The organism is Paenarthrobacter sp. NPDC091711, assembly GCF_044756605.1.
Classification (GTDB): domain Bacteria; phylum Actinomycetota; class Actinomycetes; order Actinomycetales; family Micrococcaceae; genus Arthrobacter.
In genome coordinates this window covers 107,046-121,902 of record NZ_JBIVTF010000010.1, presented here as the reverse complement: position 1 = coordinate 121,902, position 14,857 = coordinate 107,046, and the positions used below count along the sequence as shown (strand labels likewise).

General features: G+C 63.1%; 13 protein-coding genes. 6 read left to right on the top strand and 7 right to left on the bottom strand.

The window, feature by feature from the left end; translation table 11 throughout:
- Positions 1-42: 42 nt before the first annotated feature.
- Positions 43-354: a hypothetical protein gene (locus tag ACIQH5_RS15615; protein ID WP_062068354.1), complete on the bottom strand. Its 312-nt coding sequence runs from the start codon at positions 352-354 to the stop codon at positions 43-45.
- A 100-nt stretch (positions 355-454) separates the two neighbouring features.
- On the opposite strand from ACIQH5_RS15615, the gene ACIQH5_RS15610 reads away from it, so the two are divergent.
- The 3 genes from ACIQH5_RS15610 (at position 455) to pabB (ending at position 3,760) form a co-directional block, all read left to right on the top strand.
- Positions 455-1,060 (top strand): TetR/AcrR family transcriptional regulator, encoded by a 606-nt coding sequence (locus tag ACIQH5_RS15610; RefSeq protein WP_400404960.1) that lies wholly within the window; start codon positions 455-457, stop codon positions 1,058-1,060.
- Between the two features lie 109 nt (positions 1,061-1,169).
- A complete protein-coding gene (locus ACIQH5_RS15605) occupies positions 1,170-1,730 on the top strand; it encodes a low molecular weight protein-tyrosine-phosphatase (RefSeq protein WP_400404958.1) in 561 nt (186 codons plus the stop codon).
- Positions 1,727-3,760 carry an aminodeoxychorismate synthase component I gene (gene pabB / locus ACIQH5_RS15600; RefSeq protein ID WP_400404955.1) on the top strand — a complete coding sequence of 678 codons (2,034 nt, stop codon included), beginning with the start codon at positions 1,727-1,729 and terminating at the stop codon, positions 3,758-3,760. Before ACIQH5_RS15605 ends, pabB begins: the two co-directional genes overlap by 4 nt.
- 59 nt (positions 3,761-3,819) lie before the next feature.
- Here the strand turns inward: pabB and cls are convergent, their stop codons facing one another.
- A complete protein-coding gene (cls, locus tag ACIQH5_RS15595; protein ID WP_400404953.1) occupies positions 3,820-5,292 on the bottom strand; it encodes a cardiolipin synthase in 1,473 nt (490 codons plus the stop codon).
- 86 nt (positions 5,293-5,378) lie between these two features.
- Between cls and ACIQH5_RS15590 the strand changes: the two genes are divergently transcribed.
- Both ACIQH5_RS15590 and ACIQH5_RS15585 read left to right on the top strand, forming a co-directional pair.
- Positions 5,379-6,317 carry an aminodeoxychorismate lyase gene (locus tag ACIQH5_RS15590; RefSeq protein ID WP_400404950.1) on the top strand — a complete coding sequence of 313 codons (939 nt, stop codon included), beginning with the start codon at positions 5,379-5,381 and terminating at the stop codon, positions 6,315-6,317.
- 254 nt (positions 6,318-6,571) lie between these two features.
- The gene (locus ACIQH5_RS15585) at positions 6,572-8,038 is read left to right on the top strand and encodes an amino acid permease (protein ID WP_400404947.1); all 1,467 of its coding nucleotides are present in this window, start codon (positions 6,572-6,574) and stop codon (positions 8,036-8,038) included.
- 210 nt (positions 8,039-8,248) lie between these two features.
- Here ACIQH5_RS15585 and ACIQH5_RS15580 read toward each other — a convergent pair whose 3' ends face one another.
- The 5 genes from ACIQH5_RS15580 to ACIQH5_RS15560 all read right to left on the bottom strand — a co-directional run bounded on the left by ACIQH5_RS15580 (position 8,249) and on the right by ACIQH5_RS15560 (position 12,993).
- The gene (locus ACIQH5_RS15580; RefSeq protein WP_400404944.1) at positions 8,249-8,731 is read right to left on the bottom strand and encodes a carboxymuconolactone decarboxylase family protein; all 483 of its coding nucleotides are present in this window, start codon (positions 8,729-8,731) and stop codon (positions 8,249-8,251) included.
- 9 nt (positions 8,732-8,740) lie between these two features.
- Positions 8,741-8,884 carry a hypothetical protein gene (locus ACIQH5_RS15575; RefSeq protein WP_165450169.1) on the bottom strand — a complete coding sequence of 48 codons (144 nt, stop codon included), beginning with the start codon at positions 8,882-8,884 and terminating at the stop codon, positions 8,741-8,743.
- A gap of 157 nt (positions 8,885-9,041) precedes the next feature.
- Positions 9,042-10,106 carry a PLP-dependent cysteine synthase family protein gene (locus tag ACIQH5_RS15570; RefSeq protein WP_400404940.1) on the bottom strand — a complete coding sequence of 355 codons (1,065 nt, stop codon included), beginning with the start codon at positions 10,104-10,106 and terminating at the stop codon, positions 9,042-9,044.
- A complete protein-coding gene (locus tag ACIQH5_RS15565) occupies positions 10,100-11,665 on the bottom strand; it encodes an aromatic amino acid ammonia-lyase (RefSeq protein WP_400404937.1) in 1,566 nt (521 codons plus the stop codon). Before ACIQH5_RS15565 ends, ACIQH5_RS15570 begins: the two co-directional genes overlap by 7 nt.
- A complete protein-coding gene (locus ACIQH5_RS15560; protein ID WP_400404934.1) occupies positions 11,665-12,993 on the bottom strand; it encodes an NtaA/DmoA family FMN-dependent monooxygenase in 1,329 nt (442 codons plus the stop codon). Before ACIQH5_RS15560 ends, ACIQH5_RS15565 begins: the two co-directional genes overlap by 1 nt.
- A 153-nt stretch (positions 12,994-13,146) precedes the next feature.
- On the opposite strand from ACIQH5_RS15560, the gene ACIQH5_RS15555 reads away from it, so the two are divergent.
- On the top strand, positions 13,147-14,847 hold the full coding sequence (locus ACIQH5_RS15555) for a SulP family inorganic anion transporter (RefSeq protein ID WP_400404931.1): 1,701 nt from the start codon (positions 13,147-13,149) through the stop codon (positions 14,845-14,847).
- Positions 14,848-14,857 lie beyond the last annotated feature (10 nt).

The window sequence follows — 14,857 nt, the reverse complement described above, 5'->3', positions numbered from 1 at the left end:
GTTCTGAGCGTTGAGAACGGCCTGATCTGCGACCTACTTGGGTTAAGCGGACTTGCGGGCTGCGCGTTGGGCGGCGCGCTCCACGGCCTTGCGGCTCAGGGCACCGTGGCCGGCGAACAGGCGGGGAACAACGAAATAGACCGCCGTGGGGACCACGAACGCTGTCAGGACCAGCGCTCGGAGGACCGGGTGCCACGGCTCCATGATGGGGCCGAGCAGCAGCATCCCAATGGACACGAGCGGGAAGATGGCGAGCCAGGTAATGAGGGCCCTCATGTGGACGGACGGCGCTTGCGGACGAGCAGTGGCCGCGGGTGACGCAGCGGTGACTTCAGACGTAGCTTGGGCTGTCATGGCATTCTCCAACTAAACGGTTGCTTTTGGCTTGAAATCACCATAACCAAGCCCGCAAGAAATTACAACCACCTAGTTGGAAACTGGTAATATGACCCATATGGCATGGGACACAGAACGAACCAAGGCGCTGCTTCTCGCGGCTGCCACCAGCGAGTTCTGCACGCGTGGACTCGCCGGCGCCCGCATCGACCGCATCGCGGCAGAAGCGGGCGTCAACAAGGAACGGATCTACCAGTACTTCGGCAATAAGAACGCGCTCTTCGACGCCGTGATCGTTGCCGCCCTCAGCTCCCTCATGGACGAAGTCCCCATCGAAGGCAGCGGACCTGAAGCCATGGCGGACTACGCCGGGCGGCTTTTCGACCACCACCAGAAGGATGCCACGGCACCACGCCTCCTCTTCTGGGAAGGACTGGAACGGGGCACGGAAGTTGTTGGGCTGCCCAAGCGGATGGCCAACTGCGCTTCAAAGGTCAACAGCACCATCGCAGCCCTGCCCGGCGTCTCCCGGGAAGACGCGGGAGATCTCCTCATCACCATTGTGAGCTTGTGCGACGCCGCCCCCGTGCTGCCCGCGCTCGACGGACTGATGGCCGGCGGCGGTCCGGACCGCGCCGAAAGGCGACGCGCCGCCGTCGTACGCACCGTCTATCTGGCAGCCGCAGCACTGGCCGCCGAGGCTCAGGAACCTGCCTCAGCCTGACCGCAGCTCGCTGGCCCGAAGCACCCGCGTGACAGCTTTGACAGGAAAAGTGACTCACTTGTGAAGTTGCCCCTAGCCAAGAGGGGGCGCCATGAACCATGCTTGCTGCATGTACTCAACGACGAGCCCATACCGCATCATCACGGTCTGCACCGGAAACATCTGCCGCTCGCCCATGGCAGCGCTCATGCTGACCGAAGCCTTCGACGCGGAAGGGCTCGGCGGGCTCGTAGTGGTGGACTCCGCGGGCACCACGGGGTACGAGGTTGGACATCCAATCGACCCCCGCGCCGCGCGGGTTTTGACGGCCCATCACCTGGCTTCCGAAGACCATGTTGCCCGCGAATGGCGGCCTGAATGGTACGCCGAAAGGGACCTGATCCTCGCTCTTGACGTTGATCATTTCGGTTGGCTCCAAGCAGGCGCCCCGAATCACGCCTCCCTCGAAAAAGTCCGGATGTTCCGCAGCTTCGATCCCCACATGGCGGGCCGCAGCTCCTTGGACCTCGGCATCGAAGACCCTTGGTACGGCGGCCACACCGACTTCGACAACACCTGGACGCTCATCAAGGCCGCCCTACCCGGGATCGTGCAGCATGTCAGGGCAGCCATCGCCGCGTCGCAGGACGCGAAAACCCACGAGCCCCAGCAGGTAACCTCTATGACATGACCCCTGCACCTGTGATCATCGCTGTTGACGGCAGGTCCGGCGCAGGAAAAACCACACTGGCCGTTGAACTGGCGGCCCGGTTGCGGCAACACCACAAGGTTTCGCTGTTCCACCTGGAGGACATCTACCCCGGCTGGAACGGCCTCATGCCAGGCATTGAGCGCTACGTCGGTACGGTTCTGAAGCCTCTTAGCGAAGGCCTGGCGGCAGAGTGGACCAGCTGGGATTGGGACAAGCATTACGACGGCGGCCTGAACGTCACGCTGCCCGCCGAGATCGTGATTGTTGAGGGGGTAGGAGCGGCAGCAGACGCAGCCCGTTCCATGCTGGACGCCGTGGTGTGGGTGGAATCCCCCGGCGACGATCGCCGTCGTCGTGCTTTGACCCGCGACGGAAGCACCTACGAACCGTACTGGGACAGCTGGGCAGCCCAGGAAGACGAGTGGCTTGCCACCGATCAGGTGATCAGCGCCGCCGACGTCCGCGTGCAAAACCTCGCCGACGGCAGTGCGCCGGACCATGTCCTGCAGGCCCTCATGTACCTGCCTTCGGTTGCTTCGGTTTTGTCGCCGGAAATCAGTGCGCGGCGGGGACTGCAATTGCGCTCGGAGCGTCTGGAGGCAACCCCCGACGCTGCGCTGCTCTTCGAGTCCCTCTACGGCAAGTCCACGAACGCCGTGTGGCTGGATTCTTCCAATGCCTCCGCCGTCGCCGGCCGTTCCCAAGCGGCAGCGCGCAGCCGCTTCAGCATCCTGGCTGACGACGGCGGCACGTTCGGCCAGTCGGTACTGCACCGCTCCGGAACCACCCAAGTGACTGCCGGTTCCGCCTCCGTCAGGACCTCCGGGCCGTTCTTCCGCTGGCTCGATTCCGTCTGGGGCCGCCGGGCCGTCCGCGCGCCCCGAGGTTACGACGGACAGTTCACGCTCGGCTGGCTCGGCTACCTCGGCTACGAACTCAAGCGCGAAACAGGCGGGAATGACGTCCCCTCCCACACCCCGGACGCCGCCTTGCTCTTCGCCGGCCGGGCCGTGGTGGTGGATCATCGCGAGCAGACTGTCTGGCTGCTCGCCTTGGAAGCGCCCGACGCCGAGGAATGGTTGCGTGCGGCCCGCGCCGCCGTTGAGGCTGCTACCGCCGGGGTTGCCGTCCCCATGGCCGGTGCCCCCGGGACGGTTCCCGAATTCGTTAGCCGGGACTCAGCCACGGAGTACAAGCAGAAGATCGCACACTCCCAGCATCAAATCAACGAAGGTAACTCCTACGAGATCTGCCTGACCACCACGTTGGAATCCCCCGCCGGGACGTTGGATCCGTGGGCAAGCTACCTGGCGCTGAGGCGCAGGAACCCTGCACCCTTCGCCAGTTACCTTCGGTTCGGCGAACTGGTGGTGGCGAGTACGTCACCTGAGCGGTTCCTGCGCATCATGTCCGACGGCGGTATGCGCGCCGAGCCGATCAAGGGCACCCGCGGCCGGTCTGCTGACGCTTCTGAGGACGCTGCTTTGCGGCACGACCTTGAGACGTCGCTGAAGGACCGCGCGGAGAACATCATGATTGTGGACCTGCTGCGCAACGACCTCAGCCACTTCGCCATCCCGGGCTCCGTGACAGTCAGCAGGTTGTGCGCGATCGAGAGTTATGCCACTGTCCACCAAATGGTGAGCACCATAGACGCTCACCTTCGGCCGGGTGCTCCACGTGCGGAAGCCTTGGCCGCGGCCTTTCCCGCCGGGTCCATGACAGGAGCACCGAAGATCAGCACCATGGGCATCCTGGACCAGCTCGAGTCCGGGCCCAGGGGGATCTATTCCGGCGCGATCGGCTACTTCTCGTTGAATGCCGCCACGGACCTTGCCGTGGTGATCCGCACGCTGGTGGTGAACCCGGATGGCGCTGGCGGACGAACGCTGTCGCTCGGCGTGGGTGGGGCCATCACCGCGGATTCCGTGGCCGACGACGAGTACCAGGAAATCCGGACCAAGGCTTTCGGTGTCTTGTCCACGCTGGGTGCTGACTTCCCGGACTGAGTTTTTTTTGCAGCTAATGCCCTCAAGAACGTCTCAAAAGGGCGTTAGCTGTACACAAACTACTGGAGCGTGGCGGTCAATCTGGCCACGTTATCCACATACTTGGCCAGCGGGGGTCTATCCATCCAGTCGTCCAGCATAAGCTCACGGGACACCTCGCGATACGTGGATTCAACGGCGCGCATGAGGTCCACGGTTTCGGCGCCCAAAAGCATCACCGAAACCTCCATGTTCAGGGAGAAGGAGCGCATGTCCATGTTGCTGGAACCAAGAACGGCCACTTCGTCGTCGATGGTGAAGTGCTTGGCGTGGAGAACATATGGCGCCCGGTACAGGTAGATGCGCACGCCAGCACCCAGCAACGCTTCATAGTAGGAGCGCTGGGCGTGGTGAACCAGGAATTGATCGCCCTTTTCGGACACGAAGAGCTCCACATCGACGCCTCGCTGCGCGGCGGTGGTGATGGCGTAGAGGAGGGAGTCATCCGGCACAAAGTAGGGGCTGCAGATGGAGATCCTGTGCTGCGCCGAATAGATCAGGGTGTTGAACAAGCGGAGGTTGTTCTCGGTGGCGAAGCCGGGACCACTCGGCACTACTTGCGCTGTGACGTGGCCCGGAGAGGGCTGGTTGGGTAGTCGGAGCTGGTCCTCAAGGGATTCGTCCGTTTCGCTGAGCCAGTCCGTGGCGAAGACGACGTTGAGGGTTGCCACGATGGGACCTTCGAGCCGCGACATGAGCTCGACCCATTTACGGCCAACCTTGTGGTGTTTCGGGTTGTTGTACGAGGGCTCGATCAGGTTCTGGGAGCCGGTGAAGGCGATCTCGCCGTCGATCACCATGATCTTGCGGTGGTTCCGGAGGTCGGGACGCCGCCATTGACCATGGATGGGAAGGAGCGGAAGCATCCGCTTCCATTGGATCTTGCCTGCTTTGAGCCGGCGGATCAGGCGACGGTATCCCTTGACCCGCAGCGTTCCGATGTGGTCGAAGAGCAGCCTGACGGTGACACCCCGCTCAGCAGCGTTCTCAAGCTCGGTGAGCAGTTCGTCCGTCACGGAGTCGCTGCTCATGATGTAGAACTCGGCGTTGATGTAGCTCTTGGCACCCTTGACCGCTTCGGCCATGGCTTTGATGGATTCGTGGTAGCCGGGGATCAGCTCAACCTTGTTGCCGTCAACCATGGGCAGCGAACCGAGGCGATGGTTCAGCTCACCCGCTGACTTCACCCATTCCGGCCCGGAGTAGACGCTCACAGGATCGGCAAGATCGGAGGTGACGGCCCGGACGCGCCGATTTACCTCTTCCTGCTGCTCACGCCGCCGCTTGGACAGCTTGAAATTGCCGAAAAGGAGGAAGAGAACAAACCCTACGGATGGGATGAGGAACACAGCCAAAAGCCAGGCCATGGCCGTGGTGGGGCGCCTGTTACCGGGAATGATGCCCAGAAGGACGATCCGCATGACCACTTCCGCGATGGCCCACGCACCCAGTAACCAGGTCCACTCCTGGCCAAAAGGAAAAGGAAAGAGCACCTGCAAACCCCCACGCTCCAAGAACAACAGTGACCTCAGCCTATCCGGCAAAGTCACAGGCAACGGCACCGCACTAAGCTGGGACCATGACTTCACCTGCTCCCACGGTCCTGGTTTTCCTGGACCCAGCCTTTGAAAACGGACGTGTTGCCGACTCCAGCCAGCCCCAGATCATGGCCACGGACCTTGGCGCCACGCGTGGCGACGGCGTGTTCGAATCACTTCTTGCCGTTCAAGGACGTCCCCGCAAGGTGCAGGCCCACCTGAACCGCTTGAGCAGTTCCGCGGCAGCATTGGACCTGGTGCTTCCGGAGCAGGAAGCCTGGCGCAAGGCGATTGATACCGCCATCAACGAGTTCCGCGATGTCCACCCCGCCCCCACTCCGGAGGAGGACGAAGTTGTGGTCAAGTTGATCGTCACCCGTGGTGTTGAAGGCGCAGCCAGCCCTACCTGCTGGGTGCAGGCTTCGCCCTCGCCCGCGGGCAGCCGCCGGCAGCGTGAGACGGGCATCGACGTCGTACTTTTGGACCGTGGCTTCGACACCGAAGCCGGTGAGCGTGCGCCGTGGCTGTTGCTGGGCGCCAAGACGCTCTCCTACGCGGTCAACATGGCTGCGCTGCGCTTCGCCCACAAACAAGGCGCAGACGACGCCATTTTTACTTCAACTGACGGCCGCGTCCTGGAGGGTCCGACGTCCACGGTTCTGTTGGCCCACGTGGAAACGGTCGACGACGACGGTTCCGTCAGGACTGTTCGCCGGCTCATCACGCCTCAGCATGACAGTGGCATACTTCCAGGCACCTCGCAGGGTGCGCTGTTTGCCGCCGCGAAGGCCGCCGGATGGGAGCTCGGCTACGGGCCGCTTGTCCCCCAGGACCTGTTCGACGCCGACGCCGTGTGGCTCATCTCGAGCATCCGCCTGATTGCTCCCGTGAATCACATCAACGGCAAGGAAATCGGTACACCGGCTGTTCGGAAGCAACTCACTGCCGAGCTCAACGCGTTGTTTGCGGGCATCGAGTAAGTCCCCGGACTTCGAGAGTTTTCGTTGACGGAGCTCCGCTAGGAACCTAGCAGATGGCAAGTAGAGTAATCGCTCGCATGACTCAATGATTAGAACTTCTTGCCCTCGACTGTGAGTGGTCCGCGCGTTCAATCGCGTTTCTTAGGCTCCTTGAAATGGCCATTCGTCATGTGATGAATCTTGTTCTCGTGTTAGTTGGATCACGTCCGGCTGGTACTACTTCAGACTTTGCTGGCTAACTTCCCGGAGGGAATATGGGACTCAGCTCCCCCACAGAAGCCGAAGCATCGGCACACGAGGCGCAGTCCCGGACTGACGCCTCACCCACAGGCCTCCGCCGGTCCATGGAGGCCCGGCACCTGGTGATGATCGCCATGGGCGGCGTCATCGGCTCCGGCCTGTTCGTAAGTTCCGGATACACCATCTCCACGGCCGGGCCCCTGGGCGCGGTCATCGCATTCCTCATCGGCGCCGTGGTGGTCTATCTGGTGATGGCATGCCTCGGGGAGCTCGCTGTCGCGTTCCCCGTCTCCGGCGCCTTCCACATTTACGCTGCCCGCACCATCGGCCCGGCAACTGGTTTTGCCACCGCATGGCTGTACTGGCTCTGCTGGGCTGTGGCTCTAGGTTCCGAGTTCACGGCAGCGGGCCTACTCATGCAACGCTGGTTCCCGGGTGTGGACGTCTGGATCTGGTGCTTCGTCTTCGCCACCGTCCTGTTCACACTGAACGCCATTTCATCGCGCGTCTTTGGTGAGTCAGAGTTCTGGTTCGCGCTCATCAAGGTCGCCGCCGTCGTCGGCCTGATCATCCTGGGCGGGGCCGCGCTGGCCGGGTTCCACCCCCTCGCAGCTGGCGATTTCCCCTCCTTTGGCGAGAACTTCAGCACACCGGACGGGCTCTTCCCGAACGGCTTCACCGGCGTCTTCGTCACCTGCCTGGCAGTGTTCTATGCTTTCTCCGGCTCCGAACTGATCGGCGTTGCCGCTGGCGAGACCGCCAACCCCGGGGCAAACATCCCCAAAGCCATGCGGACCACGGTCATCCGGCTGATGATCTTTTTTGTTGGTGCGATCGTGGTCATCGCAGCCACCATTCCCTATGAGCAGGTCAGCGTGGACGAGAGCCCGTTCGTCACGGTCTTCTCCATGCTCGGCATCCCGTTCGCCGCGGACATCATGAACTTCGTGATCATCACAGCACTTCTTTCGGCCGGCAACTGCGGGCTCTTCTCCTGCGCCCGCATGCTCTTCTCGCTGGCCGACGAAGGCCACGCACCCAAGGCCTTCCGTAAGTTGACCAAACGCGGGATTCCCATGGTGGCCCTCTGCGTCAGCATGCTGGGTGGACTGGCTTCGCTGATCAGCAGCGTCGTTGCCCCGGCCACCGTCTACCTGGTGCTGGTCTCCGTGGCCGGTTTCGCCACTGTTGGTGTGTGGATGTCCATTGTGGCTTCACACTTCATCTACCGCCGGACCTTCATCAAAAACGGTGGAGACCTCTCAACGCTCCCCTACAAGGCCCCATTGTTCCCGTTGGTGCCCATCTTCGCGTTCGCACTCTGTGTGGTGTCGCTGATCGGCATCGCGTTCGATCCCAACCAGGTGGCGGCACTCTTGTTTGGCGTCCCGTTCGTGGGGGCTTGCTACGCCATCTTCTACTTCAAATACGGGCGACGGCGTTCGCTCAAGAAAGCAGTGAGTGGCTCTGCGGCTTCCTGACCTTCTGTGGATGCAGATCAGCCCTTGTGCAACCTTTCCCGGTTGCCCAGGGGCTGATCTCGTCTCAAACAGGGTCAGGAGCCCACGCCAGGCGAGCCTCCACCACCCACTTTGATGTCCAAACCTCCCCGACACGCCAGCCACGGGGTGTGTCGACGAGCTCCCGCCGCCAAAGCAGGTGGCTGCCGCACGCCCTTTCAGCGGTTGGACTTACTTCTTGGCAGCGCGGACCGGGTGCTCGCTCAGAATGGACAGCCGGTTGAAGGCGTTGATCCCGATCGCCGCCATGCACAGGACGCTGACCTGCTCATCGCTGTAGAGCTGGCGCGCCTGGTCGAAGAGCTCCGGGCTGGGCCTCGATGAGCTCATGCGGGTGATTTGCTCCGCAATCTCCATGGCCACAGTCTCAGCGGGCTCAAACAACTGCACTTCCTTGTACACGGCAACGAGGGACAGGCGTTGTTCCGTCTCGCCATACTTCAGGGCCCGACGATGGTGAAGGTCCAGGCAGAAGGCGCAGCCATTGATCTGCGAGCACAAGTAGTTGATGAGTTCCAGGGTGCGGCGCGGGATGCCAAGCCGGTCAGCTTCGTCCACCAGTTGCTGTGAATAGTGGCTTAGTGTGGCGTAGAGATCCGGCTGCTGCTTGTCCAGATAGCCGGCCAGACGTGGTTTTGTTTCCTGTTCAGGCATGCTTGGAGCCTAACGCAACGGGGGTTCCTGTCCCCGCTTCAGCTCCTGAATACGCAGGCGCAGGAAGATGATTGCGAGCACCAAGGCGTAAATCACCAAGGCCGCGACAGCCACCATCAGCAGCGTGTAGAGAATACCAACAAGTGAAAACAAGAAAACCCCCAATTTACGGCGACAAGGTGCCGGGCCGAAGTTTCAGATGCTAGCAGGCCTCAGGGAAAGCCGCAGGTCATCGTGAGAGAGGGATCACCCCAAACCCGAGGGACGTGAGAGAGGGATCACCCCAAACCCGAGGGACGTGAGAGAGGGTTTACTCGCGCGCGGCAGCGGTGTCGGCCGCGAGCCGGATGCCGTGCTCTGCCAGCCACACCGGGTTGAAGGCCTTGCTCATATAGTTCGTTCCGGCGTCGGGCGCGATGGCCACCACCACGGAACCGTGGGGCGCCGCCCGTGCCACGCGAATGGCCGCAGCGACAGCGAGACCTGAGGACGGTCCCAGCGCGAGCCCTTCTTCGTCAAGGAGCCGGTGAACGGTGGTGTAGACCTCATCGTTGGGGATGCGCAGGAAACGGTCCACGATGGAGCGATCGAAGGCTTGAGGCCATTCGGGCTCGGGCCAGGAGTTGCCCACGCCGTCCACCAGGATCTCGCCCGGATGTCCGCCGCTGTAGGCGGAGCCGTAGGGGTCTGCACCAACAACCTCCAGATGCCCACCCGCCCGCGAGGCTGCCACGCGTTCCTTCAAGAACCTGCCGTTCCCGCTGATGGTCCCACCGGTTCCGATGCCTGCTACGAAGTGGGTGATCAACCCGCCAGTTTGTTCCCATATTTCCGGCCCGGTGGTTTCATAGTGCGCGGCAGGATTGGCAGGGTTGTCGAACTGCATCGGCCGCCACGCTCCGGGTGTCTCCGCGGTAATCCGCGCTGCCACAGCACGGGCGTTCTCCGGCGATTCCGACGGCGCGTTCCAGTCGGTCAGGATGACGCGGGCGCCATAGTTGTGCAGCGCGGCGAGCTTCTCCTCGGAGATCGTGTCGCCGGTAACCACCACTACCGGGTGTCCGGTCAGGTGACCAATGAGGGCCAGCCCTATCCCGGTATTGCCGGACGTACTCTCCACAATGGTGGCGCCCGGCTTCAGTTCTCCTGATTTTTCCGCCGCCCGGACCATGCTCAGCGCCGTCCGGTCTTTGATGGAGCCGCCCGGGTTTTCGGATTCAAGCTTGATATGGATGCTGCTGCCCAAACCACGGCCCAGCGCCTCCAACGTCACCAGAGGTGTGTTGCCCACCTTGTCCAGGACTGAAGCGTCCAGCCCGTCAGGGACGGAGACAGCCGCGTGCACTCCATGTTTGCGGATCACTGTACTCACCACGTTCTCTCCCCAGCCTCCGAAAATTCCCGGGCGACGGCATCACGTAATTCCGTCCGCGCCCGTTCCACCAAGTCCGGAGCGGATGGCCGGTGGGCGAGCACGTCCGCGAGTCGACCCACCACGAATCCGGTCCCCTTTCCCAGCGGCTGCGCGGCTCCTGCCTCAAGCAGCAAATATGAGGCCGTCAGCGCCTCGATCACCAAGAGCTTTTCCGCGGCCTCCACCGACTTTTCGAGTTGCTGCAAGGCAAGCGGGGCCAGGGTTGAATGGTCCTCGACGTCGGCAGAAAGTGTCGGCGCCCCCAGCGTGGCAGGGGCGGCAAGGAACCTGAGCTCGGCCAGCAGTCCGGCAGCCGAATACCAGAGCAGCCCGGGCAGTTCCTCCTGAGCCAGGCCCTCCCCGGAGGACGCCGACTCCAGATGGCGGGCGCGGATAGCCCGTTGCGGCGGATACAACTTGGCGATGCGACGCTCACTGGAAATTCCCACGTGCGCCAACGCCAGCCGCAGGCCCTCAAACGCGAGCGCCAGCTGCATCGGTTGGAAGTTGCCGCCGGACACCATGGCCCCGGACTCGACATCAACCAGCGGATTGTCACCGCGGCCGTTCAGTTCCACCTCCAAGGCAGCATCGAGCTGCGCCACGAGGGTTCGAAAGGCTCCGTGAGTTTGCGGCGCGGCCCTGAAGGACAATGCATCCTGAACGGACGCTTCGGGACGAACATCCTCCAGCCACCCACCGCCCAAGAGGCGGCGCACGGCGCCGGCCGAGTCCCGCTGCCCGTCCACCGCCTTGGCTGCCTGGATTGCCGGCGAAAACGGGCTGAGGTTCCCGCCGCCGTCGTACCTCGCGATCGTTTCCAGCGAGAGGGAAAGTGCGACGTCGGCCAGCTCGGCCAGGTGCCGAAGCCGCAGCAAAGCGAGCGTTCCGGCGCCCACCGAGTATGCGTTTGCGCTGACCAGGGCGAGGGCCTCACCGGGCGCGGGAACAAGGGGCTGCAGGCCGGCGTCGGCGAGCGCTTTGGCACCGGAAATCAGGGTGCCGTCCGCGCCAAACGCTTCACCCTCCCCGATGGCAACGGCGGCGACGGCGGCAAGCTGGGTCAGATCCGAGGAGCCTACCGAACCTTCGCGCGGGATGGCGGGGAACACGCCTCGGTTGAGCATTTCGGCGTAAAACACAGCGGTTTCGGGTCGGACTCCGGAGCCGCCGCGGCTGAAACCGATCAGTCGGGTGAGGATCACGGCCCGAGCGGCGGCGCGGTCCAGGTACGAGCCCACCCCGCTGTTGTGATACCTGATTACCTGGACTTGATAGGCAAGGAGCGACTTCTCCTCCACTGCCGTATCCCGGCCGGAGCCAAGCAGGGTGTTGAGTCCGTACACGCGTTGCCCGGAGGCTGCTGTTACCTCCACAACTTTCCGCGACTTCTCTAGCAAAGACAACGCATCTTGGTTGAGTTTCACGTGAAACGCAGGGTCTTCGGCGACACGTGCCACATCCACAGCACGCACCGGAGCCGCGCCAATCACCAAGGTCAGCGGCGTTCCGGTCACCATTAGAAGTCCAAGAGGTTCTGCCGGAACCCGCCGTTGCCGTAACTCTTCCTCAACAGGCCGCGACGCCGTAGTTCAGGCGTGAGCTTGTCCAGCACGCTGTGCACCGTCACCGGGTCCACGAAGCCGGAAAAGAGGAACCCATCGCCGCCCACCTCGGACCCTGTCGACTCCAGGTAGTCCGCGATCTCGCCTGCCGTGCCGATGATCGAGTCGCCCGCGCCGCCGCTGCGGGCCTGCAGGATCTGGCGCAGCGTGGAACCCGGAGGTGCGGCCTTGGCGAAATGCTCCAGGGTGCCCTGGTTGCTGTTGGTGCTCAATTCAGGCAGTGGAGCGTCGAGGTCGAACTGTTTGAAGTCGATCACGGAGAGGTAGGAGATGGAGTTCAACTGGCTGTCGATGTCGCGTTGGGTGAGTTCCCGCCTCTGGGCCCGCAACTCCTCGGCCTCGGCCGGGGAACCAACAACGGTGGGCTTCAGGACGAAAAGTACCTTGACGTCGTCGGGATTGCGGCCGGCCTTCACAGCTTCTGCGCGAATCGAGTCCCGGTAGGACTTCATCCCGTCAACGCCACGGGCCAGGGCAATGGCCACGTCAGCATTGCCGCCGGCAAATGCCTTGCCCCGGGGAGAAGCACCGGCCTGAACCAGCACAGGTTCCTCGGGTAAAGGCGCAGTGTTCAGTGGGCCCCTGACCTTGAAGAAGTCACCCTGGTGGTTGATGGGGTGCACCTTGCTGTGGTCCGCGAACACCCCCGCGTCAACATCCTCAAGCACGGCTCCCGGTTCCCAACTGCGCCAAAGCCGCCTGACGACGTCGACGAATTCCTCCGCTTTCTCGTACCGGAGGTCATGCTCGATCTGTTGGTCCAGGCCGTAGTTCTGCGCGGCGAGGTCACTGCCGGAAGTGACAACGTTCCAGCCAAGCTGCCCTTCGGAGAAGTGCTGCAGCGTAGCCAGGAGCCGGGCGGCCGTGAAAGGCGGGTAGAAGGAGGCGCTGACCGTCGGGACGATCCCGAGGTGCTCGGTGGCGGAGAGAAGGTAAGGGACCAACGCCAACGGATCATGCTTCGGGGCGAACGACGCGTGCGCCAGGGATACCTCGGCTGTGCCGCCATAGGTGTCCGGAACGGTGAGGGAATCTTCAATGATGAACAGGTCCAACCCGGATCGTTCAAACGCCCGGACGGCCTCCTGATACAGGGCGGGTTTCTTCCAGTCATAGCCCAGGCCATAGCCGGGAGTCCCCCAGCCCTGAACACCGAAACCGTGGCCTACGAACCATCCAAAGTGCAGCATGGGCTTGAGTGTAGAACTGCTTTGTCCGTTCACCGCGACCTGATTTCATGCGAAGTTACAGGGGGTCGTACTGGGTCAATTATGCTCCCGGGACGTCACATTTGGGCCGGACTCATGATGGTTGCATTTTCCACATACAGCGTTCACCTTGTTCCGCAAACACCGTGGGTCCGCAATGATCGCTGTATGAGTTCAGCCACCCGCACTTCCGCCAAGGATCGCCTTTCGGGCGTCTGGGCACTCAAGGGGTACAAACGCGAATGGCTGCGGCACGACGCCGTGGCGGGTGCTGCACTGTTCGCCCTGCTGGTGCCTGCGGGCATGGCCTACGCGCAGGCGGCCGGTTTGCCCCCTGTCACCGGGCTCTACGCCACGGTGATCCCGTTGCTGGTCTACGCCGTGGTGGGGCCATCCCGCATTCTCGTGTTGGGACCAGATTCCTCCCTTGCCCCGATGATCGCCGCAGCTATTGTTCCGCTTGCAGCCGGCAGCAGTGAAAGATCGGTGGCACTCGCCGGGCTGTTGGCTGTGTTGATCGGGGTGATCATGCTCGCGGGCTCCGCACTGAAACTCGGTGCCATCACCGGGCTGCTGTCCAAACCCATCCGGCTCGGATACCTCAACGGGATCGCTTTGCTGGTGGCGTTGTCCCAGCTCCCGGCGTTCCTGGGGATAGAGGCCGACGGCGACATCTGGCAAAAGCTCGCGAAGGTCACCACCGGGTTGCTGGGCGGCGGAGTCAACATCACCGCGCTGCTGCTGGGCTTAGGTTCACTCGCGCTCATCTGGATCCCCAAACTTCTGAAGTGGAAGGTGCCCGGCGTCCTGCTGGCGGTGGTGGGCTCATGCGTTGCAACGGCCGTTTGGGGCCTGAACGACGACGTCAAGGTCACCGGGGTTTTGCCGCAGGGGCTGCCGATGCCCGCGCTCGGCGGCATAGGCTGGGCTGACGCTCTGATGCTGCTTCCCGCTGCGGCCGGTATTGCCCTCATGGCGTTCGCGGATACTGGCGTCCTGTCCCAAACCCTGGCAGCCAAGGAAGGGAAGAAAGTCTCGGGCAACAGGGAGATGGCAGCCCTTGGGGCAGCCAATGCGGCCACCGGCTTGCTGGGCGGATTCCCTGTCTCCGGCAGTACCTCGCGCACCCCTGTGGCTGTGGACGCCGGCGCCAAGTCCCAGATGACCGGGGTGGTTGGCGCGGTGCTGGTTGTTGCTTTCATGTTGCTGGCTCCCGGAGTTACCGGGTACCTTCCTTCCGCAACCTTGGCCGCCGTCGTCATCGCGGCGGCCATTGCCCTGGCAGACCCCGCTGGCGTTAAGCGGCTCCTCAGCCTGAGCCGGAGCGAATCGGTGGTGATGCTGGCAGCCTTCCTGGGAGTTCTGACCGTAGGCGTACTGCAGGGAATTGTCGTAGCCATAGCCTTGGCACTCCTGGACTTTGTTCGGCGGGCGTGGGATCCCTACCGGACAGAACTCGGAGCCGAAGCTGGGCTCCCCGGGTATCACGACCTCGAGCGGCACCCCGACGCCGAGCGCATCCCCGGGCTTCTGATCCTCCGCTTCGATGCACCTCTCTTCTTCGGCAACGGGCAGGTTCTGGCGGCCTTCGTCCGGGAACAGTTGGACGAGGCCCCGGAGGAGACTGCGGACCCGGTGACCCACGTCATCCTCGCCGCAGAGCCCATCACCGGGATCGACACCACCGCGCTGGATGACCTCGTCACGCTGGACGAATGGCTGGCCAGCAAAGGTGTGGACCTCGTGTTCGCCGAACTGAAGGGACCTGTCAAGGACAAATTGATCCGGCTGGGCACGGCAGCCCGGTTCACGCCCGACCATTTCTTCCCCACGGTGGGCGCCGCAGTGCGTGCACTGAAGCACGTATAAGGGAAGCGGC